At 54.6% G+C, this 23941-nt stretch carries 24 protein-coding genes; 9 read left to right on the forward strand and 15 right to left on the reverse strand.

Annotated features, from left to right (window positions below; translation table 11 throughout):
- Nucleotides 1-58: 58 nt before the first annotated feature.
- The gene (ansB, locus tag OGX93_RS15665; RefSeq protein ID WP_049010789.1) at nucleotides 59-1105 is read left to right on the forward strand and encodes an L-asparaginase 2; all 1047 of its coding nucleotides are present in this window, start codon (nucleotides 59-61) and stop codon (nucleotides 1103-1105) included.
- A 118-nt stretch (nucleotides 1106-1223) separates the two neighbouring features.
- Here the strand turns inward: ansB and hemW are convergent, their stop codons facing one another.
- The 5 genes from hemW to OGX93_RS15690 are packed head-to-tail and all read right to left on the reverse strand — an operon-like array spanning nucleotide 1224 to nucleotide 4530.
- Complete coding sequence (hemW, locus tag OGX93_RS15670; protein WP_060815921.1) at nucleotides 1224-2360, reverse strand: radical SAM family heme chaperone HemW; 1137 nt, start codon at nucleotides 2358-2360, stop codon at nucleotides 1224-1226.
- Nucleotides 2353-2946, reverse strand: a complete 594-nt coding sequence (locus OGX93_RS15675; RefSeq protein WP_286449032.1) for an XTP/dITP diphosphatase — start codon at nucleotides 2944-2946, stop codon at nucleotides 2353-2355. The genes hemW and OGX93_RS15675 overlap by 8 nt, the downstream gene beginning before the upstream one ends.
- 7 nt (nucleotides 2947-2953) lie before the next feature.
- Entirely contained in the window at nucleotides 2954-3244 is a 291-nt protein-coding gene (gene yggU / locus OGX93_RS15680) for a DUF167 family protein YggU (protein WP_012135069.1), read from the reverse strand.
- Complete coding sequence (locus tag OGX93_RS15685; RefSeq protein WP_012135068.1) at nucleotides 3241-3807, reverse strand: YggT family protein; 567 nt, start codon at nucleotides 3805-3807, stop codon at nucleotides 3241-3243. The genes yggU and OGX93_RS15685 overlap by 4 nt, the downstream gene beginning before the upstream one ends.
- Before the next feature lie 18 nt (nucleotides 3808-3825).
- Nucleotides 3826-4530 (reverse strand): YggS family pyridoxal phosphate-dependent enzyme, encoded by a 705-nt coding sequence (locus OGX93_RS15690; protein ID WP_049010785.1) that lies wholly within the window; start codon nucleotides 4528-4530, stop codon nucleotides 3826-3828.
- 17 nt (nucleotides 4531-4547) lie between these two features.
- Here OGX93_RS15690 and OGX93_RS15695 point away from each other — a divergent pair, with 17 nt between their 5' ends.
- On the forward strand, nucleotides 4548-5528 hold the full coding sequence (locus OGX93_RS15695; RefSeq protein WP_110493835.1) for a type IV pilus twitching motility protein PilT: 981 nt from the start codon (nucleotides 4548-4550) through the stop codon (nucleotides 5526-5528).
- Nucleotides 5529-5621: 93 nt separating this feature from the next.
- On the opposite strand, the gene ruvX is transcribed toward OGX93_RS15695, so the two are convergent.
- The 8 genes from ruvX to metK all read right to left on the reverse strand — a co-directional run bounded on the left by ruvX (nucleotide 5622) and on the right by metK (nucleotide 12970).
- Nucleotides 5622-6038, reverse strand: coding sequence for a Holliday junction resolvase RuvX (gene ruvX / locus OGX93_RS15700; protein WP_071257864.1), 417 nt, complete (start codon nucleotides 6036-6038; stop codon nucleotides 5622-5624).
- Nucleotides 6038-6601, reverse strand: a complete 564-nt coding sequence (locus tag OGX93_RS15705; RefSeq protein ID WP_012135063.1) for a YqgE/AlgH family protein — start codon at nucleotides 6599-6601, stop codon at nucleotides 6038-6040. Before OGX93_RS15705 ends, ruvX begins: the two co-directional genes overlap by 1 nt.
- Nucleotides 6602-6777: 176 nt before the next feature.
- A complete protein-coding gene (gene gshB, locus OGX93_RS15710; protein WP_047461353.1) occupies nucleotides 6778-7725 on the reverse strand; it encodes a glutathione synthase in 948 nt (315 codons plus the stop codon).
- Between the two features lie 12 nt (nucleotides 7726-7737).
- A complete protein-coding gene (gene rsmE, locus OGX93_RS15715; protein WP_049010798.1) occupies nucleotides 7738-8469 on the reverse strand; it encodes a 16S rRNA (uracil(1498)-N(3))-methyltransferase in 732 nt (243 codons plus the stop codon).
- Nucleotides 8470-8546: 77 nt separating this feature from the next.
- On the reverse strand, nucleotides 8547-9254 hold the full coding sequence (endA, locus tag OGX93_RS15720) for a deoxyribonuclease I (protein ID WP_286449030.1): 708 nt from the start codon (nucleotides 9252-9254) through the stop codon (nucleotides 8547-8549).
- Between the two features lie 94 nt (nucleotides 9255-9348).
- Complete coding sequence (locus OGX93_RS15725) at nucleotides 9349-9846, reverse strand: SprT family zinc-dependent metalloprotease (RefSeq protein WP_058668076.1); 498 nt, start codon at nucleotides 9844-9846, stop codon at nucleotides 9349-9351.
- A 158-nt stretch (nucleotides 9847-10004) separates the two neighbouring features.
- Entirely contained in the window at nucleotides 10005-11399 is a 1395-nt protein-coding gene (galP, locus tag OGX93_RS15730) for a galactose/proton symporter (RefSeq protein ID WP_012135058.1), read from the reverse strand.
- 416 nt (nucleotides 11400-11815) lie between these two features.
- Nucleotides 11816-12970 (reverse strand): methionine adenosyltransferase, encoded by a 1155-nt coding sequence (gene metK, locus OGX93_RS15735; protein ID WP_012135057.1) that lies wholly within the window; start codon nucleotides 12968-12970, stop codon nucleotides 11816-11818.
- A gap of 415 nt (nucleotides 12971-13385) precedes the next feature.
- Between metK and yqgG the strand changes: the two genes are divergently transcribed.
- The 4 genes from yqgG (at nucleotide 13386) to speB (ending at nucleotide 16888) form a co-directional block, all read left to right on the forward strand.
- Nucleotides 13386-13523: a small protein YqgG gene (yqgG, locus tag OGX93_RS15740; RefSeq protein WP_269475138.1), complete on the forward strand. Its 138-nt coding sequence runs from the start codon at nucleotides 13386-13388 to the stop codon at nucleotides 13521-13523.
- Nucleotides 13524-13620: 97 nt separating this feature from the next.
- Nucleotides 13621-13752 (forward strand): acid stress response protein YqgB, encoded by a 132-nt coding sequence (gene yqgB, locus OGX93_RS15745; protein WP_047463939.1) that lies wholly within the window; start codon nucleotides 13621-13623, stop codon nucleotides 13750-13752.
- Between the two features lie 8 nt (nucleotides 13753-13760).
- Nucleotides 13761-15737: a biosynthetic arginine decarboxylase gene (gene speA, locus OGX93_RS15750; RefSeq protein ID WP_024130934.1), complete on the forward strand. Its 1977-nt coding sequence runs from the start codon at nucleotides 13761-13763 to the stop codon at nucleotides 15735-15737.
- Nucleotides 15738-15967: 230 nt separating this feature from the next.
- Nucleotides 15968-16888 (forward strand): agmatinase, encoded by a 921-nt coding sequence (gene speB / locus OGX93_RS15755; RefSeq protein ID WP_012135054.1) that lies wholly within the window; start codon nucleotides 15968-15970, stop codon nucleotides 16886-16888.
- A gap of 39 nt (nucleotides 16889-16927) precedes the next feature.
- Here speB and OGX93_RS15760 read toward each other — a convergent pair whose 3' ends face one another.
- Entirely contained in the window at nucleotides 16928-18196 is a 1269-nt protein-coding gene (locus OGX93_RS15760) for an OprD family outer membrane porin (RefSeq protein ID WP_012135053.1), read from the reverse strand.
- A gap of 537 nt (nucleotides 18197-18733) precedes the next feature.
- A complete protein-coding gene (loiP, locus tag OGX93_RS15765) occupies nucleotides 18734-19492 on the reverse strand; it encodes a metalloprotease LoiP (protein WP_104868205.1) in 759 nt (252 codons plus the stop codon).
- 277 nt (nucleotides 19493-19769) lie between these two features.
- Here loiP and tkt point away from each other — a divergent pair, with 277 nt between their 5' ends.
- From tkt to OGX93_RS15780, 3 genes are all read left to right on the forward strand, one after another.
- Nucleotides 19770-21761, forward strand: coding sequence for a transketolase (gene tkt, locus OGX93_RS15770; protein ID WP_024130933.1), 1992 nt, complete (start codon nucleotides 19770-19772; stop codon nucleotides 21759-21761).
- A 313-nt stretch (nucleotides 21762-22074) separates the two neighbouring features.
- Complete coding sequence (cmtB, locus tag OGX93_RS15775; RefSeq protein WP_286449028.1) at nucleotides 22075-22515, forward strand: PTS mannitol transporter subunit IIA; 441 nt, start codon at nucleotides 22075-22077, stop codon at nucleotides 22513-22515.
- Nucleotides 22516-22542: 27 nt separating this feature from the next.
- Nucleotides 22543-23925 carry a PTS mannitol transporter subunit IIBC gene (locus OGX93_RS15780; protein WP_012135047.1) on the forward strand — a complete coding sequence of 461 codons (1383 nt, stop codon included), beginning with the start codon at nucleotides 22543-22545 and terminating at the stop codon, nucleotides 23923-23925.
- The last annotated feature ends 16 nt before the right edge of the window (nucleotides 23926-23941 follow it).

Raw genomic sequence — 23941 nt, forward strand, 5'->3', positions numbered from 1 at the left:
CATTATTCATCTTCGACATTGGGATAATGCGTCAAATTCACGTAACTGGAGAAATAACATGGAGTTTTTCAGGAAAACGGTACTCGCCGCTCTGGTAATGGGTTGCAGCGGCGCGGCGCTGGCTTTGCCGAATGTCACTATTCTGGCGACCGGGGGAACCATTGCCGGTGGCGGTGACTCCGCGACAAAATCAAATTATACGGCGGGTAAAGTTGGCGTCGAAAGCCTGGTGGACGCGGTGCCTCAGTTAAAGGATATTGCAGTTGTAAAAGGTGAGCAGGTCGTCAATATCGGTTCGCAGGATATGAACGATGAAGTCTGGTTAACGCTGGCGAAGAAAATCAACACCGACTGCGATAACACCGATGGCTTCGTGATCACCCACGGTACTGATACGATGGAAGAGACGGCTTATTTCCTCGACCTGACCGTCAAGTGTAATAAACCGGTAGTGCTGGTCGGGGCGATGCGTCCGTCCACGTCAATGAGCGCCGACGGCCCGTTCAACCTCTATAACGCCGTGGTTACTGCGGCGGATAAAGCGTCCGCGAATCGCGGCGTACTGGTGGTGATGAACGACACTGTGCTGGACGGCCGTGACGTTACCAAGACCAATACCACCGATGTCGCCACCTTCAAGTCTGTGAATTACGGGCCGCTGGGCTACATTCACAACGGTAAAATTGATTATCAGCGTACGCCAGCGCGCAAGCACACCACTTCCACGCCGTTTGACGTTTCTAAGCTGACTGAACTGCCGAAAGTCGGGATTATTTATAACTACGCGAATGCGTCCGATCTGCCGGCGAAAGCGCTGGTGGATGCGGGTTACGAAGGGATTGTGAGCGCGGGCGTGGGTAACGGCAACCTGTACAAAACGGTTTTCGATACGCTGGCGACTGCTGCGCATAAAGGCACGGTTGTCGTGCGTTCTTCTCGTGTACCGACTGGCGCCACCACGCAGGATGCTGAAGTCGATGACGCGAAATACGGGTTTGTCGCTTCCGGTTCGTTGAACCCGCAAAAAGCGCGCGTGCTGTTGCAACTGGCGCTGACGCAAACCAAAGATCCGCAACAGATCCAGACGATGTTTAATCAGTATTAATCGGTGAAGGTGGCTGCGCTTATCGCCCTAACCCTGTAGGCCTGATAAGCGCAGCGCCATCAGGCAATTTGCCGGATGGCGGCTCAAGGCCTTATCCGGCCTACATCTTCACCCGCCATCACTCCGCCAGAAACAGCTCCAGAAGGGAGTTTAAAAACAGCTTGCCGTGTTGGGTAATCTGCCAGTGCTGCTCGCATTCGGTGAGATACCCCTGGGCGATGGCCTCGTCGAGCTGCTCACGAATTACCGCTTCGGCAAGCCCGGTATACTGCGTAAACTCTGCCCGGGGAGCCGCTTCCAGTAACCGAAAACGGTTCATAAAGAACTCAAACGGCTTGTCGGCCTGTTCGACATCACGCTGGCTTTCCAGATAGCGCCCCTGCATATAACCGCGCGGGTGACGCGTTTTAGTGGTCCGCAGGATGCGCCCGTCCGGGAAGGTCACTTTACCGTGCGCGCCGCAGCCAATTCCGAGATAATCGCCAAAGCGCCAGTAGTTCAGATTGTGCTGACACTGATAACCCGGCCTGGCATACGCGGAGGTTTCGTACTGCTGATAACCCGCCGCTGTCAGCAACTGGTGGCCTTGCTCGAAGATATCCCACAGTGCGTCATCGTCTGGCAATACCGGCGGGCGTGAGCCGAACAGCGTGTTAGGTTCGATAGTCAACTGATACCACGACAGATGCGGCGGATTGAGCGCGATAGCCTGGCGCAGGTCGCCCAGCGCCTCTTCCAGCGTTTGATCCGGCAGGCCGTGCATCAGGTCCAGGTTGAAGCTGCGCAGCCCCAGACTGCTCGCCAGATTTGCCGCCCGCTTCGCCTCTTCCGGGCCGTGAATGCGCCCGAGGCGTTTTAGCTTCGGCTCACTAAAACTCTGCACGCCGATGGAGATACGGTTTACCCCGGCGCGCTGGTAATCAACGAAACGGTCGGCCTCTACCGTCCCCGGATTCGCCTCCATCGTGATTTCTGCATCCGCCGCCAGCGGCAGGCGCGCCCGCACGCCGTCCAGCAGCGTTTGCATTGCCGGGCCTGAGAGCAGACTCGGCGTACCGCCGCCAATAAAAATGGTCTTTACTTCGCGTCCCTGCGCATATGCCACGTTGGTATCGAGATCGCTCAGCAGGTGCTGAACATAATCATCGTGCGGCACTTCGCCTTTCAGCGCATGCGAGTTGAAATCGCAGTACGGGCATTTCTGCACGCACCACGGGATGTGAATATAAAGACTCAGCGGCGGCAGCTTAACCATTGCGTAAGGCGTCCAGCAGCAGCTTCAGCGCCTGCCCACGGTGGGAGATCGCGCTTTTTTCTTCACGGGTTAACTCGGCTGCCGTTTTACCTTCCGTCGGAACAAAGAAAATAGGGTCATAGCCGAAACCGCCATTGCCCGCCGCTTCGCGGGTAATCATTCCTGGCCAGCTTCCGTGGCACACCAGCGGCGTCGGGTCTTCTGCGTGGCGCATGTAGACCAGCACGCAGTGGAAACGCGCCTGGCGCTTCTCATCCGGCACCTCCCGCAGGGTATGCAACAGTTTTTCCAGATTACGCTGGTCGGTGGTGTCTTCGCCGGAATAACGGGCGGAGTAAATACCCGGCGCGCCACCCAGCGCATCAACGGCCAGGCCGGAGTCGTCGGCAATGGCGGGCAGACCGGTAGCTTTTGCGGCATGACGCGCTTTCAGGATCGCATTTTCGATGAACGTCAGACCGGTCTCTTCGGCTGAATCAACGCCCAGTTCGGTTTGCGCGATGACATCAAGCCCAAAATCGCTCAACAGTGAGGCAAGCTCACGCACTTTACCGGCATTGCCGGTAGCGAGGACAACTTTTTGCATAGGATACCTAATCAGTTAACGCCGCGATTTCTGGCGGGATCTGTTGCGGATGAATGATTTTAACCTGTTTGTGGCGGCCCAGTTCGCCCTTTTCAATGACGACCTGGCTTTTCGCCACGCGGAATTGTTTGCCAAGAAACTTCACCAGATGGCTGTTGGCCTGGCCATCAACCGGCGGGGCGGTAATGGCGACTTTCACTTCGTCGCCATGTAAACCCACAATACTGTCACGGCTGGCTTTTGGCTGAATATAGAGCCGTAAAATCAGACCGTCAGCGCAGGGTGTAACGGCACTCATAGCGCCATCCACAGCCCCGGCAGCAGCATATTGCCTGTCGCCTGTAAGACTTCAGCGATGCCCATGTTGATAACATACAGCAGCAGAACCAGGATCATCGGCGAGAAGTCGATGCCGCCCATCGAAGGGAGCAGACGACGAATCGGGCGCAGCAAAGGGTCCGCCAGTTGAAGCAGAACGTATTCAATCGGGCTGCGGCCCTGGCTCACCCAGCTCATGATCGCCATCACCAGCAGTACCCAGAAAATCAGCAGGCCGATGGTTTTCAGGACGATAAGTATGGCGGCGATCCAGATAATCGGCTGGAACGTCACGACCATGAAAAGCACTATCGCTTTGATAAAGCTCAGAATAAATGCCAACAGCATGGAGGCGCTATCAATCGGCCCCATTGGCGGAATAATACGACGCAGCGGCCCGATAATGGGTTGAGTCGCTTTCACCACAAACTGTGAGAAAGGGTTGTAAAAATCACAGCGAGCCCACTGCATCCATACGCGCAACAATAGCACCATGGTATACAGTTCAATTACCGTTGAGAGCAGGAAGGTCAACGTCTTCATGGCGTTCCTCAGTTTTCCTTAATTTTTTGTGTAATCACGCGCACCAAAAATAGCGGTGCCGATGCGCACCATCGTGCTACCTGCCGCAATTGCGGCGTCCATATCATCCGACATACCCAGAGAAAGGGTATCAACGCCAGGATAGCGCGTTTTCAGCCCGGCAAATGCTACAGCCATTTGGCGTGCAACTTCAAACTGCCTTACATAATCTGACTCAGGGGCGGGGATCGCCATCAGTCCGCGCAGCCTGATACCGGGAAGCTCAACCACGCTTGCCGCCAGAGCGTCCAGTTCCGTAAGCGGAATCCCGGACTTGCTGTTCTCATCGCTGATATTAATTTGAATCAGCACGTTCAGCGGCGGCAGACCTGCCGGGCGCTGTTCGCTCAGACGGGCGGCGATACGCAGACGATCGATCGTATGGCACCAGTCAAAATGCTCTGCCACCAGACGACTTTTGTTGGACTGCAAGGGGCCAATAAAGTGCCATTGCAGCCCTTCGACGCCGCTTTCTTTGAAGTGGCGAATTTTCTCTACCCCTTCCTGAACATAGTTTTCGCCAAACGCCCGCTGCCCGACCGCGATGGCTTCTGCGATGGCGCTCGCAGGCTTGGTTTTACTCACTGCAAGCAGCGTAACTTCTTCTGAAGACCGCCCGCAACGCGTCGCGGCGGCTGAGATTTTGTCCCGGACATGTGCCAGGTTATGCGCGATATCGTTCATTTTCCGAGGATGTTCGTATGGATATGGAAGAAATAGTGGCCCTTAGTGTAAAGCATAACGTCTCGGATCTACACCTGTGCAACGCATGGCCTGCGCGCTGGCGTAAACGGGGAAAAGTGGAAATAGCCCCGTTTAGCAGCCCGAATGTCGAGGTTTTGCTGTCACAATGGCTTAACGACGCGCAGCGCCGGGCGTGGCAGGCGGATGGTCAGCTCGATTTTGCGGTGTCGCTGCCGGGCGAACTGCGGTTACGCGCCAGCGCTTTTCATCACGAGCAGGGCGCATCGCTGGCGCTGCGGTTGCTGCCCACTACGTGCCCGCAACTGGACGCGCTCCAGACGCCTGCCGCGCTACCCGCGCTCCTTGGCGGCGAGAACGGACTGATTCTGGTGACCGGGGCGACGGGAAGCGGGAAATCCACCACGCTGGCGGCAATGGTGGAATACCTCAACCAGCATCTCGATGGTCATATTCTGACGCTGGAAGATCCTATTGAGTACCGCCATACCAGCCAGCGCTGCCTGATTCAGCAGAGGGAGGTTGGCGTACACTGCCGCTCCTTTGCCGCCGGGTTACGCGCTGCACTGCGTGAAGACCCGGATGTGATTTTATTAGGCGAACTGCGCGACAGTGAGACCATTCGCCTGGCGCTGACGGCGGCGGAAACGGGGCATCTGGTTCTGGCGACGCTACATACGCGCGGCGCGGCACAGGCGGTAGAGCGGCTGGTCGACTCCTTTCCGGCGCAGGAGAAAGATCCGGTACGCAGTCAACTTGCGGGCAGCCTGCGCGCCGTGTTGTCGCAGAAGCTGGAAACCGACAGGCAGGACGGACGCGTGGCGTTATTCGAACTGCTCATCAACACGCCAGCGGTTGGCAATCTTATTCGGGAGGGGAAAATCCACCAGTTGCCCGGCGTTATTCAGACCAGCCAACAGGCGGGGATGCAGACGTTTGCCCAGAGTCAGCAACAGCGGCAGGCGCAGGGCAGGCTTTAGCGAACGGTTGTGCCGGATGGCGGCCGATGGCCTTATCCGGCCTACAAGCGTGCCCGTAGGCCTGATAAGCGAAGCGCCATCAGGCAATTCGCTTCAATAACCCTGCTCGAAATAGCTTTCGAGGATGATGACGGCCGAGGCAGAATCCACTTTGCCTTTGTTGAGTGCGCGATAACCGCCCTGTTCAAACAGGCCAGAGCGCGCTTCTACGGTGCTGAGGCGTTCGTCATGCAGCGTAACCGGTACGCCAAAACGGCCATGAATGCGGTTGGCGAACTTGCGGGCGCGAGCGGTGAGGGGCTGCTCTGTGCCATCCATATTGAGCGGTAGCCCGACAATAATTTCATCCGGCTGCCACTCTTTCAGCAAACGCTCGATAATGTTCCAGTCTGGCGTTCCGTCCTGCGCTTTTATCGCTGGCAGTGCACGGGCGGTGCCGGTGATGCGCTGTCCTATCGCTACGCCGATACTTTTGGTGCCGAAATCAAATGCGAGTAAGGTTCCGCTCATCAGGCATGCCCCGCCACGCCAGGCATGGTCAGAATATCAATTCCGATTAATTTGGCTGCGTCGCGCCAGCGGTCGGCAATCGGCGTTTTGAACAGAATATTGAGATCGGCAGGGGCCGTGAGCCAGGCATTATCCATCAGCTCTTGCTCCAGTTGACCTTTATCCCATGATGAATAACCCAGCGCCACCAGCACCTCAGAGGGTTGCTCCGGTGTGCCTAACGTCTCCAGCACGTCGCGGGACGTGGTGATCACCGTATTGTCAGAAATACGAATACTGGACGAAAAGCGGGAGGGCGGAGTATGTAAAATAAATCCCCGATCTTCCGCCAGCGGTCCGCCGAGCATTACGGCTTTATCCAGACGAATCGCCGGATCGCGCGGTTCAGGCGTAATCTTCAGTTTTTCCAGAATCCCTTCAATCTGTAGATTTTCCAGAGGCTTATTAATGATAATCCCCATTGCGCCATCTTCATTGTGTTCGCAAATGTACACCACGGAGCGGCGGAAAATTGGGTCCTGGAGAGCAGGCATGGCAATAAGAAAGTGATGCTGTAAATTCATTGTCAGAGGTTCTGTATCCGGGTTCAAAAAAGCAACAGCGTCCAGTATGTGGGGAAAGCGCGAAGATGTCACCCTCTGAAAATAGCTTTGCCGGATGGCAGTTTCGTCTTATCCGGCCTGTGGGGTGAAATTCCAGGCCGGATAAGACGCGAAGGCGTCGTCATCCGGCAACTAATTTACTTCTGCAAACGCGCCTCAATGGCATCCATCAGCATTCCGGTAATCGAAACCGGGAACTCCGCTTCAATTTCACGAATACAGGTTGGGCTGGTGACGTTAATTTCCGTCAGACGATCGCCGATGATATCCAGACCCACAAAAATCAGCCCTTTCGCTTTCAGGGTTGGGCCAATGCGGCGGGCGATTTCCCAGTCGCTGTCGGTAAGCGGGCGCGGTTCGCCGCGACCACCGGCCGCCAGGTTGCCACGGGTCTCGCCGCCCTGCGGAATCCGCGCCAGGCAGTACGGAACGGGTTCGCCGTCAACAACCAGCACGCGTTTGTCGCCGTCTTTAATGGCAGGCAGATAGTTCTGCGCCATGCAATAGCGGGTGCCATGCTCGGTCAGCGTTTCGGCGATCACGCCGAGGTTGGGGTCGCCTTCCTTCACGCGGAAGATAGACGCGCCGCCCATGCCGTCCAGCGGCTTGAGAATGATGTCGCTGTGCTTCTGCCAGAAGGCTTTCAGCTGCGCTTTGTTGCGCGTGACCAGTGTTTCCGGCGTCAGGTCGGAGAACCAGGCGGTGAACAGTTTTTCGTTGCAGTCGCGCAGGCTCTGGGGCTTATTGACGATCAGCGTGCCTTTCTCTTCCGCGCGCTCCAGAATATAAGTGGCGTAGATAAATTCGGTATCGAACGGCGGATCTTTACGCATCAGGATGACGTCCAGATCGGCCAGCGGCAGATCCTGCTCGTCGTTGAACGTATACCAGTTGTCATAGTTCTGCTCTACGCTCAGGGTACGCGTGCGTGCGCGAGCCTCACCGTTGATCAAATACAGATCGGCCATCTCCATGTAATGAAGTTCGTAGCCACGACGTTGTGCTTCCAGCAGCATAGCGAAGCTGGAATCTTTCTTGATGTTGATGCTTGCGATGGGGTCCATCACGATGCCGAGCTTGATCATTGTTCTTCTCCGTTAGCCCAGATCGCCAAAACGCACCTGTAGCGCAGTAATGGCGGTGAGCGCAGTTGTCTCAGTACGCAGAACGCGAGGTCCTAACAGGATATCAGTAAACTGGTAGCGGGCAGTCATGGCGATTTCATCTGCCGACAAACCGCCTTCCGGGCCAATCAACAGGCGTACGCGCTCCACGGGGAGCGGCAGGGTGTTGATACTGGCGCTGGCGCGCGGGTGAAGGTTCAGTTTCAGCCCCTCGTCCTGTTCGGCGCACCAGGCTTCCAGATCCATTGCCGGGCGAATTTCCGGCACCCGGTTACGACCGCACTGTTCGCAGGCGGCAATAGCGATTTTTTGCCACTGCTGGCGCTTCTTGTTCAGACGTTCGCTGTCCAGTTTAACGCCGCAGCGCTCAGAAAAAAGTGGCGTAATGAGGCTTACACCCAGTTCGATCGATTTCTGGATAGTGAATTCCATTTTTTCGCCGCGCGACATCACCTGGCCGAGGTGAATATGCAGCGGGGATTCACGATCGTCGAGGGTGCCGCTGAGCACTTTTACATCGACGCTTTTTTTGCTGGCGTTGGTTATCTCGGCGTCAAACACCTGATTGCTGCCGTCAAACAGCTGGAGCGCCTGGCCTGGCCCCATACGCAGCACGCGTCCGATATGGTTGGCGGCGTCTTCACACAGGGAGAACTGGCTGCCGGATGTGATGGGTTCAGGGTGATAAATGCGGGGAATGCGCATAATAGAAAAATCCGCGTCATCTCCCCACGCCATCTGATCGCGTGGGGCTGGGTTAAAAATATTCCCGCTAGTGTAGGTTAGCTCTTTTGCGCCTGGCAAGCGCGTTGCACGTATGGATTGTGGTTCCCTTGTACCCTGGCGATGCGTTCGTCGCGCTCGCACTCCCAGTCCGTGACCGGATACAGCTTGTTCCAGGCGTTGAAAAGCTGCGTTTGCTGACGGGAGAGCGTCAGATTGTACTGGTCGCGCATATAAAAGTAGGTACGGGCGATCGCACCACGGGCGCGAGCAGGCGGATCGGCGATTTTTTCCTTAAAATTGACCTTCATGGCGCACTGGCCGTACTGACCTTCGCCGCCATTCCACTGGCTGTACATGAAGTTGCCGCGATCGCCATTCACCTCGCCGACGGCGGGTTGCAGATTGTGCATGTCGCTCTCCATCTTGCGGTAGACAGGATCTTTCGCACAGTTTTTTCGCCCGCCGTCCTGCCAGCACTGACGCTGGTGGCCGAACTGCCAGGCGGGCACGACGTGTTCCCATTCAATGCGGCTGGCGCGGTTTTCATTTTTTCGGACTTTATAGCCGCAGGAGGCGAGATCCACGACGCCTTTTTTACCCTGCCAGTTAATTTTACACCCACAGTAGAAATCGCCGGGAACATCGGCATTGACTTTGACCCCGGCGGTTTTGGCCTGAGAAAAACTGTTGATGCCTGTAGCCAGCACCTGCCCTGAGAGCATCATCGCCAACAACGCTGCGGCAACAGAAAAATTACGGTACATCACGAACTCCGTGTCAAAACGAGCCCGCAACGTAGCGAAAGTTGTTCTTGTATGCAATCAGGCAGATCAGAAAAGTTCCTGATTATTCTGGCGATTATTCAGCAACAAGCGGTTCGCCGCAGTGAACGCAGCGGTAGGTGGCTTCACCGCGCACGATGCGATTATGGCGGCGCACGGTGAGCTGATGCTGCTGGCATTTACAGCGGTAGGTAAAGGTATTGCGGCGAACGGATTGCAGTTCAAACTGATGCGTGCGTCTGGCAGGGACGCCCAGTACGCTTTCCATCATCCATTTCCACTCTTTGCCGTGCGGCGCAACCCGGCCAAAATGTTTCCAGACCAGCAAATGCGCCAGTTCATGGGGCACCACTTCATTAACGAACGCGTCGACGTTTTCCATCAATAGCACAGGATTGAGACGGATTTCGTAGGTTTGTAGCCATGCTGTTCCCGCGGCAGTTCCACGTTGTTGATAAACCAGCCTGGGTTCCGGGTAATGACGTTCCAGTTTGAGATTGGCCTGGGCGAGTTTTTCCCGCAGGCTGCGCATAACGGCTTGCTGGACAGCGATAGGGAGACGGGAGGTTTTCATAACGACAGAGGATAATGGGAGGTGATGGAGACTGCAAGAGGGACGCTTCACCCCGCTAAGTTTTGCCGGATGGCGGCCGACAAACCGCGCTGCGTTCAACTGAGGGCAGTAGGCCCGATAAGCTTGCGCCATCGGGCACTTACCGCTAATTATCAGCGTTAGTCGTGAGCGCCGATTTCGCGCAGCTTACGGCCTTTCATCAGGTTACGTTCAATGTGTTCCAGAGAGACGTGTTTGGTTTCAGGAACCAGCCAGATGGTCAGGATGATGAAGAACAGGTTCAGACCGGCATAGACCCAGAAGGTGTTTGCGTTGCCCAGCGTGTTGAGCATGGTCAGGAACGTTGCGCCGACGATCATATTGGCGATCCAGTTGGTGGCGGTAGAGCAGGTGATACCGAAATCGCGGCCTTTCAGCGGCTGAATTTCAGAGCACAGTACCCAAATCAGCGGGCCGGCGCTCATCGCGAACCCGATGATAAACATCAGCAGCATGGCGATGGCGAAGTATTGCGCTGACGGCGAGTGAATGCCGATATGCATCATGGTGCCGAGAGTGCCCATGCCGATAGCCATGACCAGGAAGCCCAGCGTCAGCGTTGGTTTACGCCCCCAGCGGTCTACCAGGCCGATAGCGATAAAGGTGGCCAGCACGTTCGTCAGGCCAACGATAACGGTGCCCCACATCTGCTCGGTGGTATTGGTATAACCTGCCAGTTCAAAGATTTTCGGCGCGTAGTACATGATGACGTTCATCCCGGTGAACTGTTGCATCACCTGCAAAAGCACCCCGAGGAACACCGCGCGACGGAAGTTGCTGTTCTCTTTAAACAGCGCCCAGCCGCTCTGTTTTACTTGCAGACTTTCACGGATCTCATCCAGCTCGCGTTTGGCTTCTGCGCTGGTATCACGCAGGCGCAGCAGTACGCGTTCGGCATCAATAAAGCGACGTTTCGCCGCGAACCAGCGCGGGCTGTCCGGCAGGAAGAACACGCCGATCAGCAGCAGAATGGCCGGAATGATGATCACGCCCAGCATCCAGCGCCATGCGCCGCTGTAGCTGAACGCGGTGTCAGACAGATAGGCGCCAAGAATACCGATGGTGATCATCAACTGGTACATGGAGATCATACTGCCGCGAATTTTCTCCGGCGCGATCTCAGACAGGTACAGCGGGGCGGTGTAGGACGCGACGCCAACGGCCAGGCCTAACAGAACGCGGGAAACGATCAGCACCTCAACATTAGGCGCGGCGGCGGAAAACAGCGAACCGGCCACAAACAGGATCGCGCCGATCATCAGGCTTTTCTTACGACCTAATTTGAAGGAGAGCCAGCCGCTGCCGACGGCACCGACGGCGGCGCCGAACATCATCGAACTGACCACCCACTCCTGAGTGTGCGCGGTAATCTGGAATTCGTCAGTGATGAAGGGTAAAGCACCGGCGATAACGCCGATATCCAGGCCAAAAAGTAATCCTGCCAGGGCTGCAAGAAAGCAGACAAAAAATGTCATGGCCTTGTTTGAACGCCCCTGTTTTTTATTGTCAGGCATGATGCCTCCGGTTGGGTTGCCAGTTTTGTTGATGCTAAGGGTAGGTGAGTGGCCCGCAAAAATATGTGATTAGAATCACGTTAGTGTAATCGTTTACACTAACATTTGATGGTGAAAGTAATTAATGCTTTGAAAACATAGAAGTAAGTTAGGCGGTTTGTATCGCGAATACGCACATTTAAGACTTAACTGAAAAAAATGTAACGTCAGAAGAAAAACGATCATGCAAAAGGATTATTTTCAACGCATTGCTTATGGAATGGAGGGTAAGCGGTTTCATTAATCGCCGGGTGACGGCTACGCCAAAACGACAGAACCCGTAGGCCCGTGCAAGCGAAGCGCCGCCGGGCAAAAGATGCGCGCACAAATACAAAAGGCCAGCACGAGGCTGGCCTTAAAAAAACAACGTCAGTAAATTACTTCAGACCTGCGGCATCACGCAGCAGCTGCGCCTTGTCGGTTTTTTCCCACGGGAAATGTTCGCGGCCAAAGTGACCGTATGCAGCGGTTTCTTTGTAGATCGGGTGCAGCAGATCCAACATCTGAATCAGGCCGTACGGACGCAGGTCGAAGAACTCGCGTACCAGCAGGGTCAGCTGTTCAGAAGGCACTTTTTCAGTACCGAAGGTTTCAACCATGATAGAGGTCGGTTCAGCCACGCCGATAGCGTAAGAAACCTGAATCTCACAACGGTCAGCCAGACCTGCGGCAACGATGTTTTTCGCAACATAACGCGCGGCGTAGGCTGCGGAACGGTCAACCTTAGACGGGTCCTTACCGGAGAATGCGCCGCCGCCGTGACGCGCCATACCGCCGTAGGTATCCACGATAATCTTACGACCGGTCAGACCACAGTCGCCCATCGGGCCGCCGATAACAAAACGACCGGTTGGGTTGATGAAGAATTTCGTCGACGCGTTCAGCCATTCTGACGGCAGGATCGGCTTGATGATCTCTTCCATCACCGCTTCCTGAAGCGATTTCTGGTCAATTTCTTCAGCGTGCTGAGTAGACAGCACTACCGCGTCGATGCCGACAATTTTGCCGTCGTCATACTGGAAAGTGACCTGGCTTTTCGCATCCGGGCGCAGCCACGGCAGCGTGCCGTTTTTACGCACTTCAGCCTGACGCTGTACCAGACGGTGCGCGTAGGTGATCGGCGCTGGCATCAGCACGTCAGTTTCATTGGTCGCGTAACCGAACATCAGGCCCTGGTCGCCCGCGCCCTGTTCCAGCGGATCGGCACGGTCAACGCCCTGGTTGATATCCGGGGACTGTTTGCCGATAGCGCTCAGCACGGCGCAAGAGTTGGCGTCAAAGCCCATGTCGGAATGCACATAGCCAATCTCACGGACCGTGTTACGGGTGATCTCTTCGATATCAACCCATGCGCTGGTCGTGATCTCACCGCCAACTAAAACCATACCGGTTTTAACGTAGGTTTCGCATGCGACGCGCGCTTTCGGATCCTGTTCCAGGATCGCATCCAGCACGGCATCAGAGATTTGGTCAGCAATTTTGTCAGGATGCCCTTCTGATACGGACTCGGACGTAAAAAGGTGTTTTGCCATGTTTTATTTCACCTAAGGAGAATTTGGTTAGCTCAAACTGTTGTGTGGAATAGCCAAAGCAGAGGATTCTACCAAGGCTTGCAGGTTGATGACACTGGCAGTCTGAGTGTTAATCAGTATGGATGGATTAACATCTGGATGGCTATTTTAGGTCACTTCTTCACCCGATTTCCAGTTTTTTTTGAATCAACTCTCGTTGCGTTGAAAACACGACTGGAAATTTTTCAGGACACTGCTGGCAATGTGCGCATTTATGCTTTGCATTTTTCCCCTCTTGTCGGTATAAAACGCGGCGCGCGGCTCATACTAAAAAGCACACGACGGATTCCTCGTGTCGCCACTTCCAGCCGGGCTAAAACGTTGCTTTGGCTTAGAGGCTTGTCTTACGGGGCGGCCGTGGAGGTGATACGAGATAATGAACCGTTGTATTCTGCTGAATCTGTCGCACCGTTCTGGTGTGCGCATGTCCCCCGCAATCTGCATCTCTGCTTTGCATACCTGCCGATGTTATACCCATCTCGGCGCTTCTCAGGACTCCAGAGCCGGTCGGTAACGGAAGACTGAACAAGGGCGCTCTTGTTGAAACAAGAGTTTTCTCGTGGTTTCGCCGAACCGTCATACTTAAGTTCGGTTACGTGTTTTACAATGATATGAAAAAGAAACCGGTCGCGCAGGCGGAGCGTCAGCACTATCTGCTGGAAAATACGTCTGTTTATGGGTTGTTATCGCGTCTACGGATTGCGATAGTAGTCAACTGTTTTACACTTGTTAATAAAATTTGAGGTTCGCTATGTCTGACGACATGTCTATGGGTTCGCCTTCGTCAGCAGGCGAACAGGGTGTACTACGCTCCATGCAGGAGGTTGCAATGAGCTCCCAGGAAGCCAGCAAGATGCTGCGTACTTACAATATTGCCTGGTGGGGCAATAACTACTACGACGTCAACGAACTGGGACACATCAGCGTGTGCCCGGACCCTGACGTCCCTCAGGCGCGCGTCGATCTCGCCAAACTGGTGAAAGCTCGCGAAGCGCAAGGCCAGCGTCTGCCTGCGTTGTTCTGCTTCCCGCAGATCCTGCAACACCGTCTGCGCTCCATTAACGCGGCGTTTAAACGCGCGCGTGAATCCTACGGTTATAACGGCGACTACTTCCTCGTTTATCCGATCAAGGTCAACCAGCACCGCCGGGTGATTGAATCGCTGATTCACTCCGGCGAACCGCTGGGTCTGGAAGCCGGTTCGAAGGCGGAGCTGATGGCGGTTCTGGCGCACGCCGGAATGACCCGCAGCGTGATCGTCTGTAACGGCTACAAAGACCGCGAATACATCCGTCTGGCGCTGATCGGCGAAAAGATGGGCCACAAGGTCTACCTGGTCATCGAGAAGATGTCAGAAATCGCTATCGTGCTGGATGAAGCCGAGCGTCTGAACGTGATCCCGCGCCTGGGCGTGCGTGCGCGTCTGGCCTCGCAGGGTTCCGGTAAATGGCAGTCTTCCGGCGGAGAAAAATCCAAATTCGGCCTGGCGGCGACGCAGGTGCTGCAACTGGTTGAAACCCTGCGTGAAGCCGGGCGACTGGACAGCCTGCAACTGCTGCATTTCCACCTCGGCTCGCAGATGGCGAATATCCGCGACATTGCCACCGGCGTGCGCGAATCCGCCCGTTTCTACGTTGAATTGCATAAACTGGGCGTCAACATTCAGTGTTTCGACGTCGGCGGCGGTCTGGGCGTGGATTACGAAGGAACCCGCTCGCAGTCTGATTGCTCCGTGAACTACGGCCTGAACGAATACGCCAACAACATCATCTGGGCGATTGGCGACGCGTGTGAAGAACATGGTCTGCCGCACCCAACGGTGATCACCGAGTCTGGCCGTGCGGTAACTGCGCACCATACCGTGCTGGTATCGAACATCATCGGCGTGGAGCGTAACGAATATACGGTGCCCACCGCGCCTGCCGACGACGCGCCGCGCGCGTTGCAGAGCATGTGGGAAACCTGGCAGGAGATGCACGAACCGGGCACCCGTCGCTCGCTGCGTGAATGGCTGCACGACAGCCAGATGGACCTGCACGACATTCACATTGGCTACTCTTCCGGGACGTTCAGCTTGCAGGAACGCGCCTGGGCGGAACAGCTCTACCTGAGCATGTGCCACGAAGTACAGAAACAGCTGGACCCGCAGAACCGTGCGCATCGTCCGATCATCGATGAGTTGCAGGAGCGTATGGCGGACAAAATGTACGTCAACTTCTCGCTGTTCCAGTCAATGCCGGATGCGTGGGGTATCGATCAACTGTTCCCGGTGCTGCCGCTGGAAGGGCTGGATCAGGTGCCTGAGCGCCGCGCGGTGCTGCTGGATATCACCTGTGATTCCGATGGCGCGATCGATCACTACATCGACGGTGACGGCATCGCCACCACTATGCCGATGCCGGAGTACGATCCAGAGAACCCGCCGATGCTCGGTTTCTTTATGGTCGGCGCCTATCAGGAGATCCTTGGCAACATGCACAACCTGTTCGGCGACACCGAAGCGGTTGACGTGTTTGTCTTCCCGGATGGCAGCGTGGAAGTTGAGCTGTCTGACGAAGGGGACACCGTGGCGGATATGCTGCAATACGTACAGCTCGATCCGAACACGCTGCTGACCCACTTCCGCGATCAGGTTAAACAGACCGGTCTGGACGATGCGCTGCAACAGCAGTTCCTCGAAGAGTTTGAGACGGGGCTGTACGGGTACACTTACCTGGAAGACGAGTAGCCGCTGATGCCCGGTGGCGCTGCGCTTACCGGGCCTACGAATATAGGCCGGATACGGCGAAGCCGCCATCCGGCAGAATGCTATACTCACTTGAACCCGTATGAATTAACGGCGATAATTCGCCCCAATAAGCGATTTACGAATCAATCCCTTCCTCGTCGGGTTTAACGACGCGGAGGGGATTTTTTTTCATCTGTTTTTAATGTATCGACTTTAAAAGAGGTCAGGACATGAGCACTTTAGGTCATCAGTACGATAACTCCCTGGTTTCCAACGCCTTCGGCTTTCTGCGTCTGCCGCTGAATTTCCAGCCTTATGACAGCGACGCCGACTGGGTTATCACCGGCGTACCGTTTGATATGGCGACTTCCGGTCGTGCGGGCGGCCGCCACGGCCCGGCGGCAATCCGTCAGGTTTCCACTAACCTGGCCTGGGAGCACAACCGCTTCCCGTGGAACTTCGACATGCGCGAGCGCCTGAACGTTGTGGACTGCGGTGACCTGGTCTATGCGTTTGGCGACGCGCGCGAGATGAGTGAAAAATTGCAGGCGCATGCGGAGAAACTGCTGTCAGCCGGTAAACGTATGCTCTCCTTCGGCGGCGACCACTTCGTGACCCTGCCGCTGCTGCGCGCTCATGCAAAGCACTTTGGCAAAATGGCGCTGGTGCATTTTGACGCGCATACCGACACCTACGCGAACGGCTGCGAGTTTGACCACGGCACCATGTTCTACACTGCGCCGAAAGAGGGGTTGATTGACCCGAACCACTCCGTGCAGATTGGTATTCGTACTGAATTTGATAAAGACAACGGTTTCACCGTGCTGGATGCCTGCCAGGTGAACGATCGCGGCGTGGATGACATCATCGCGCAGGTTAATCAGATCGTTGGCGATATGCCGGTCTACCTGACCTTTGATATCGACTGTCTGGACCCGGCGTTCGCACCGGGCACAGGGACACCGGTGATCGGCGGCCTGACTTCCGATCGCGCCATTAAACTGGTGCGCGGTCTGAAAGATCTGAACATCGTCGGGATGGACGTGGTGGAAGTGGCTCCGGCTTATGACCAGTCCGAAATCACCGCGCTGGCTGCGGCGACCCTGGCGCTGGAAATGCTCTACATTCAGGCGGCGAAAAAAGGCGAATAAGTGCTTCCCCCTCTCCGTCATCAGGAGAGGGGTTTTAACTTAAAAGATGTTAAACGGATATTCCACGTAAGCGCGAATCTCGTTGCCGCTGACGTTATAGTCGCTGGCGTTGCTGGACACGCGTAATACGGAATAGCGCAGCTTCAGTTTCAGGTCTTTCGCCATGCCGTCCTGAACCTGGTATTGCACCTGGTTGAACCACTCGTGCTCTTTGCCGTTGCTGGTTGCCGATGTTTTGATGTTATCGCCGCGAACATAAGCGGTTGTCCAGCTCAGCCCCGGTAAACCGAGACCGGCAAAATCCAGTCCATATGACGCCTGCCAGGAACGTTCGTCTTCACCGTTAAAATCAGACCAGTAAGAGTTCGCCAGCCAGATGGTGTTGCCGCCATCGCCGACGCCGCCCTGATCGCGATAGCTGCCGTAGTGATAACCGGTGCTGCCGCTGCTTTGCTGATACGCCACTTTAAAGGTATGAATATCCCAGATATAACTTGCCGCCAGGCTCCAGATGCTGTTGCTGCGGCCAGTATTCAGGCTATCGGCGTAACCGGAATCCAGACGTGAGTTGTAGCCGTTAAAGTCCAGCACCAGCTGCTGTCCGGTGCTGAAAGGCTGTTTGAAGTTCAGTCCCAGATACTGTTTGTTCAGCACATCTTCGACGTGCGAGGCATACAGGGCGCCGCTGAACTGATCGTTAAACTGGTAGCTCGCGCCGCCGAAAGAGAGGCTTTTCAGGCCGCTGTTGTGGCGGTCGTCGCTTTTGCGCTGCTCGTCGGTGAAATAACCGGCATTAATCTCCAGACCGTCGATCTCTCTGGAGGTCAACATGGTGCCGGTGAAGCTTTCAAACAGCAGACGGGAATCGTCGGCGTAGACGATCGGGAGCTGCGGACGCTGGTTGCCGTAGCTCAGGACGGTGTTGGAGATGCGCATTTTGGCGGTTGCGCCAAATTTTGCCAGATCGGATTTCGCGCGGCCGTCGCTGTCTTGTTTGAAGAAGTCGATACCGCCTGCGCCACTGCGGCCACGGCCGCCGTCCAGACGCACGCCATACTGCGCAATACCGTCAACGCCAAAGCCGATCAGACCTTCGGTATAGCCGGATTCAAAGGTGGCGACAATGCCCTGGCCCCATTCGGCTTTGTCCTGTACGCCACCCTGATAGTCGCGGTTAATCCAGGCGTTGCGTAAAAAGAGATTTAAATGGCTGTCATTAACAAAACCCTGGCTGTCGGATTGTTGGCTGGCAATGGCAGGCAATGCGGCGAATAAACTTAATGCGATTAACGATATTTCTTTTTTCACTGAGGGAACTTCTCTTTATGGATAATATCAAATTGAATTGCTGCGTTACGGATAGTTACCTGAATAATTATTGATTGCAAACATTTTGTGACAAAGGCTTACAGCCGTTGGCGTGCCGGTCATATCGGGGCTGGACTATTTTATATTTTGTCTGCGGCGTTAAAAGAAGTGATAAAACATGCCGGGGAATATAAATACTAAAATAATCCTCTATCAGAGAATAAAACGTCGAATATATCGCTACTGTTTATATTCTGATATTTAACGTTCTGTGCGCTTAAGTTATCAATTTATGCGCTATAAGAATGGGGTAATTACCATTTGAGCGCTATTCTGTCTGCCGGGAGAATATTTAGCCAGGAAGATTGTTTCCGTTCACCTGATGTTCAATATTCCTCTGAAGACTCAGTACCCGTGAACGTGCAAGGGAGGCGGCGACGAGCCTCCTTAACACGTTCGCAAATGCTATGGTTTCAGACAGGTAACGAACATAAGGCGAACGGAACAGCTAACAAGAGCTACATGTTGCTCTCGTTTTTATTTAATACCGTCTGCCGCCATTCGGTCGCGAATATGCTGGGCGCGTTCGGCGGAGGCCGGGTGATCGTCAAACATGGAGCTTTGACGTCCCGCTTCCAGCTTCGCCAGTTTCTCAAAACTGGTTGCCAGACCAGCCGGACTGATGCCGCGTTTGCGCAACAACTCATAGGAGTAATCATCCGCTTCGGACTCCTGGCGCTGGGAGAACTGTGAGTTCACCAGTTTCTCGCCAAGATCGCCCAACTGTGACTGCGACAGACTACCGACAATACCGCCAGCGGAAGCGGCTGCGGCGCGAACCGCGTTAGTCCCCAGCGCAACCTGCATCCCTTTCTTCACATGGCCGAGCGCAACGTGTCCCATTTCGTGGCCGATGACCGCCTCCACTTCGTTATCGGTCATGATGTCCATCAGGCCGCTATAGACGCGGATACAGCCGTTCGCCATTGCAAACGCGTTAACGTCTTTCGCCACATAGACTTTGTAATTCACCGACTGGCCGTTGATATTGTCGCCGAGCGCAGAGGCGATTTTGCTCAGTCGCTTCGCGTATTCGCTGCTGGCCGGGGCGATCGTCGCCTTGCTGTCCATTTCCGTACATGCCTGGTCGCTGAGCGCTTTTACTTGCTCATCACTGAGGCTGTAAGCCTGAAAAGCGCCTGCACCTGAAGCGAGCAGTCCATTGGAGTCCATATTCTGGCAACCGGTCAGAACCGTCGCCATGCTCATAGCAAGCAGTAAAGCGCGAATTTTCATGTTTTCTCTTCCGCACGAAATCAGGATTGTTCTAAAAGTGCGCCTTGTGTCGATGAACCAGCGCCACGCTAAGTATAAAGAAAAGAACGACAAGGGGGTGAGCAGATTGCGCAACATGCGAACACGATCCGGAGATTTCTGAAGCGGCGAAAGGATGCTCCATGTACATGGCTCGCGGCTTGGGTTACATTGTTGGCACTTTTTTCCGGCGTAGCCCAAAACGCGCTGTCGTCAAGTCGTTAAGGGCATGGCCTTCATCATCCGATCTGGAGTCAAAATGTCCTCACGTAAAGAGCTTGCCAATGCTATTCGTGCGCTGAGCATGGACGCAGTACAGAAAGCCAAATCCGGTCACCCGGGTGCCCCTATGGGTATGGCTGACATTGCCGAAGTCCTGTGGCGTGATTTCCTGAACCACAACCCGCAGAACCCTTCCTGGGCTGACCGTGACCGCTTCGTGCTGTCTAACGGCCACGGCTCCATGCTGATCTACAGCCTGCTGCACCTCACCGGCTATGACCTGCCGATGTCTGAGCTGCAAAACTTCCGTCAGCTGCACTCCAAAACGCCGGGCCACCCGGAAGTGGGTTACACCGCAGGTGTTGAAACCACCACCGGCCCGCTGGGTCAGGGGATTGCGAACGCGGTCGGTATGGCGATTGCGGAAAAAACACTGGCGGCGCAGTTCAACCGTCCAGGCCACGATATCGTGGATCACTTCACCTATGCCTTCATGGGCGATGGCTGCATGATGGAAGGTATCTCCCATGAAGTCTGCTCTCTGGCAGGAACGCTGAAGCTGGGCAAACTGATCGCGTTCTACGATGACAACGGTATCTCTATCGATGGCCACGTTGAAGGCTGGTTCACTGATGACACCGCTAAACGTTTCGAAGCCTACGGCTGGCACGTTGTGCGCGGTATCGACGGTCACGATGCTGAAGCGATTAAACGCGCGGTTGAAGAAGCGCGCGCTGTTACTGACAAACCGTCCCTGCTGATGTGCAAAACCATCATCGGTTTCGGTTCCCCGAACAAAGCGGGTACGCACGACTCTCACGGCGCGCCGCTGGGCGATGCTGAAATCGCACTGACCCGCGAACAGCTGGGCTGGAAATACGCGCCGTTCGAAATCCCGTCTGAAATCTACGCGCAGTGGGATGCGAAAGAAGCCGGTCAGGCAAAAGAAGCGGCCTGGAATGAGAAATTCGCCGCCTATGCAAAAGCCTTCCCGCAGGAAGCCGCTGAATTTACCCGTCGTATGAAAGGCGAAATGCCGTCTGACTTCGACGCGAAAGCGAATGAATTTATCGCTAAGTTGCAGGCTAACCCGGCGAAAATCGCCAGCCGTAAAGCGTCTCAGAATGCGATTGAAGCGTTCGGGCCGCTGCTGCCTGAGTTCCTCGGCGGTTCCGCTGACCTGGCGCCAAGCAACCTGACCCTGTGGTCGGGTTCTAAAGCCATCAACGAAGATGCTGCGGGTAACTACATCCATTACGGCGTGCGCGAGTTCGGTATGACCGCCATCGCTAACGGCATCTCCCTGCACGGTGGTTTCCTGCCGTACACCTCGACCTTCCTGATGTTCGTGGAATATGCCCGTAACGCGGTGCGTATGGCTGCGCTGATGAAACAGCGTCAGGTGATGGTCTACACCCACGACTCCATCGGTCTGGGCGAAGATGGCCCGACTCACCAGCCGGTAGAGCAGGTGGCTTCTTTGCGCGTAACGCCGAACATGAGCACCTGGCGTCCGTGTGACCAGGTTGAATCCGCAGTGGCGTGGAAATACGGCGTTGAGCGTCAGGACGGCCCGACCGCGCTGATCCTCTCCCGTCAGAATCTGGCGCAGCAGGAACGTACCGAAGAGCAGCTGGCGAACATTGCGCGCGGTGGTTATGTGTTGAAAGATTGCGCCGGTCAGCCGGAACTGATCTTCATCGCAACCGGTTCTGAAGTTGAGCTGGCCGTTGCCGCATGGGACAAACTGTCTGCCGAAGGCGTGAAAGCGCGCGTGGTCTCCATGCCGTCTACCGACGCTTTCGACAAGCAGGATGCCGCTTACCGTGAAGCCGTACTGCCGAAAGCGGTTTCCGCTCGTGTGGCAGTGGAAGCGGGTATCGCTGACTACTGGTTCAAATACGTGGGCCTGAATGGCGCTATCGTCGGCATGACCACCTTCGGTGAGTCTGCGCCTGCTGAGCTGCTGTTCGAAGAGTTCGGCTTTACCGTTGATAACGTTGTCGCGAAAGCAAAAGAACTGCTGTAATCACGATACAACACCGAACGGGTCGCTCAGGCGGCCCGTTTTTTATAAAGGGATTATAAATAATTTCGTTCAGACAAGTGGCTATATTTGATCTAATTCACATATTTGATATTTAGTGATTTGATGTAATTGTGATAAATAGCACATAAATATGGTTGCTTTTTATTTTTATGTTTTTAACTGTCTGTTTTTATTGGGTTCTAAAAAAACACTTTCTCCTTCTTCGCATTTTTCCCCTCGATTGATTTCGCTTTGCCGCGCGAGTATTTTGTTTTTAACGATAAGCAGTACCCTATATAAATAAGGATAATTTATGCGGCTGATTGATTATTTCCCTGAATCGTCAATAGCAATAAAAAATGCAGCGACTGACTGGCGCGAAGCAATTGATTTTTCCATGTCCTCTCTGCTTTCTCATGATTATGTTAACTCACGGTATATTCAGGCCATTAAAGAGTCCACATTAACCAATGGGCCTTATTATATTCTGGCGCCAGGCGTCGCAATGCCGCATGCGCGTCCTGAATGTGGTGCTTTAAAAACGGGGATGTCGTTAACACTCCTCCGGCAAGAAGTGAAGTTTACAGAAGATGATCCGATCAAACTATTAATCGGTTTATCCGCCGCAGATGCGGACTCTCACATTTGCGCTATTCAGGCGTTAAGTGAATTATTATGTGAAGATGAAATTCTTACTGAGTTGTTAACAGCGACATCTGAAAAACAGCTAGCGGATATTATTGCTCGCGCATAATTAATTTCTCCTCTACAGGATATTATTATGGAACACAAGTCTGCTCGTGCAAAGGTCCAGGCTTTTGGGGGCTTTTTGACTGCAATGGTCATTCCCAATATCGGCGCATTTATTGCCTGGGGGTTTATTACTGCCTTATTTATTCCAACCGGTTGGCTACCGAATGAACATTTCGCCAAAATAGTTGGCCCTATGATCACCTATTTGCTGCCAGTAATGATCGGTTCTACTGGCGGCCATCTGGTGGGCGGGAAACGAGGCGCGGTGATGGGGGGAATTGGTACGATTGGCGTCATTATAGGCGCGGATATTCCTATGTTCCTCGGCTCAATGATCATGGGGCCACTTGGTGGGCTGGTGATTAAACATATCGACCGACTGCTGGACAAGCGTATTCCCGCTGGCTTTGAGATGGTGATTAATAACTTCTCTCTGGGGATTGCCGGGATGCTCCTGTGCCTGCTGGGGTTTGAGGTGATTGGCCCGGCAGTGCTCATCGCGAATAATTTTGTGAAAGAGTGTATTGAATCGCTGGTGCATGCCGGTTATCTGCCGCTGCTGTCGCTTATTAACGAACCTGCGAAAATTCTCTTTCTGAATAACGCGATTGATCAGGGCGTCTATTACCCGTTGGGGATGCAACAGGCGTCGGAGACGGGGAAATCGATTTTCTTCATGGTGGCCTCTAACCCTGGCCCGGGATTAGGGCTGCTGCTGGGCTTTACCTTCTTTGGCCGTGGTATGAGCAAAAAATCCGCGCCGGGAGCGATGATCATCCACTTCCTGGGGGGGATTCACGAGCTGTACTTCCCGTATGTACTGATGAAACCGTTAACGCTGATTGCGATGATCGCTGGCGGGATGACGGGAACCTGGGTGTTTAATCTGTTAGGCGGTGGACTGGTTGCAGGCCCAAGTCCGGGTTCGATTTTCGCGTACCTTGCGCTGACGCCGAAAGGATCTTTCCTGGCTACGATCGCGGGTGTAACGGCGGGAACGCTGGTGACCTTCATCGTGACTTCGATCATCCTGAAAATGGAAAAGAGCGTTGAAACGGAGAATGAAGAAGACCATTTCGCAGAGTCTGCGAAAGCCGTGAAAGCAATGAAACAGGAAGGCGCATTTTCTTATAAGAATATTAAACGTATCGCTTTTGTCTGCGATGCCGGAATGGGTTCCAGCGCGATGGGAGCAACGACATTCCGTAAGCGTCTGGAGAAAGCCGGTCTGGTGATTGCGGTGGCTCATCATGCTATCGAAAATGTTCCTGATGACGCCGATATTATCGTGACGCATGCCAGCCTTGAGGGCCGCGTTAAGCGTGTGAGTAATAAGCCCACGGTGTTAATTAAAAATTACATCGGTGACCCACTGCTGGATGAATTATTTAAAAAACTCATCGCGGATTAGCATCATCAATTTTTCG

The sequence above is a fragment of the Citrobacter sp. CK195 genome (genome assembly GCF_030333365.1).
Classification (GTDB): domain Bacteria; phylum Pseudomonadota; class Gammaproteobacteria; order Enterobacterales; family Enterobacteriaceae; genus Citrobacter_B; species Citrobacter_B koseri.